At 54.9% G+C, this 1,329-nt stretch carries 1 protein-coding gene; it reads right to left on the reverse strand.

Annotation, left to right across the window (positions count from 1 at the left end; genetic code table 11):
- Positions 1-230: 230 nt before the first annotated feature.
- A complete protein-coding gene (locus ACR0NZ_RS20600) occupies positions 231-1,121 on the reverse strand; it encodes a SphA family protein (protein ID WP_480521572.1) in 891 nt (296 codons plus the stop codon).
- Positions 1,122-1,329 lie beyond the last annotated feature (208 nt).

Raw genomic sequence — 1,329 nt, forward strand, 5'->3', positions numbered from 1 at the left:
TTCGACCAGCATAGGGTGAATAGGCCGGCGCTGGATAGGTATCGGCGAGCTGTTCCGAAGCTGGGGTCCATTCCTGCGCATGGGCTGGCATCGCCGTCGCTAGGATCGTCGTTGCGAGTAGTGCAATCGCTCCGCTAGTGGCAGTGCGCTTCGACCGTGTCATGCTTTCTCCTCCTAACAAATCAATTCTGGTGCGATTTTGTTGGTACTCGATTGGATAATTGATCCACCTAGAAGGATATCGACAGCGTGAAGAAGCCGCCGACCCCTTCGGTTCGGTTTTTGGTTTCGAACTCTTTATAGGCTCGAAGGCTTGCGTAGACCGCCCGTCCTCCGATCTCTCCACTGTATGCGATTTGAGGACCGACACCATAGGTCTCGGATCGGAATCCGCCGAGCGCCGCTGGCGCTCCCTGGTCATTGGATATTTGCTTGTATGCAAAACCCACCGCACCCAATTGCCAGTTCTCCGAGACAAACTTTGACATTGCCCAGTCCAGGTGGATGGACTCGCCATTGGTGTAATCCGTGTCTGAATTTTCGAAGTTGTACGTCAAACCCAACGTGGCCGACGCCTCCCATCCGCTTTCCGGATTGAAATAGGTATATGCCCCTCCAACGTCGATCGCAGCATGACCGATGCCGATGTTCGCAAGACGGTCTGCATCGTAGTCTCCGACAGGTATTGCGCCCGTCGCATAGACCATCCAGTTGTCCTTGCCCTTGTTCCAGAACAGTTGGACCGTGGGGTAAAGATCGCTGAACCCGGTTACCTTTTTCGATGCGCCCCCGGAGACTGGTCCGAGTGTCACATCCGCGTCCACATCACTGGATGCGAAGATGGTCGCAAGCGAAAAGGCGATTTGACCGCCCAGAACCGTGGTTTCGGGGCTATAGCTCGGAATGACGAACTGTCCAAGATACCGTGCGTCTACGCCCAACCGGATTTCACCACCCAGTTCAAGTTCCTGTCCGCCGGAAACATCACCAGAATAAGCATAGGTAACGAGGGGCACCGAAAATCCCGTCTGAGGCGGGATTGCCGCAAAGCTCGCGTACTGCCCCGGTAACCAGAAGCTTACGCCACCTTCGTCTGCACTAGCACATGTGCTTGCGGACATCGCGGCTATCATGCACGGACCGGCTTTCAAGACCGATCCGAGCTTTGCAGAGAACCGGATGTGATCGCTCCAGGAAGTCTTTGTCATTCACCCGGCGTGTACCAGATCGGTGACGTGTAAGTGTTTGATATCTGACTGGAATTTTTGGTTGCGGGAGTAGGATTTGAACCTACGACCTTCAGGTTATGAGCCTGACGAGCTACCGGGC

Source organism: Ruegeria sp. AE3 (assembly GCF_056542225.1).

Excerpts from the sequence above, each read along its gene's own strand:
- ACR0NZ_RS20600 (WP_480521572.1), bottom strand. The coding sequence starts at position 1,121 with ATGTCCGCAAGCACATGTGCTAGTGCAGACGAAGGTGGCGTAAGCTTC.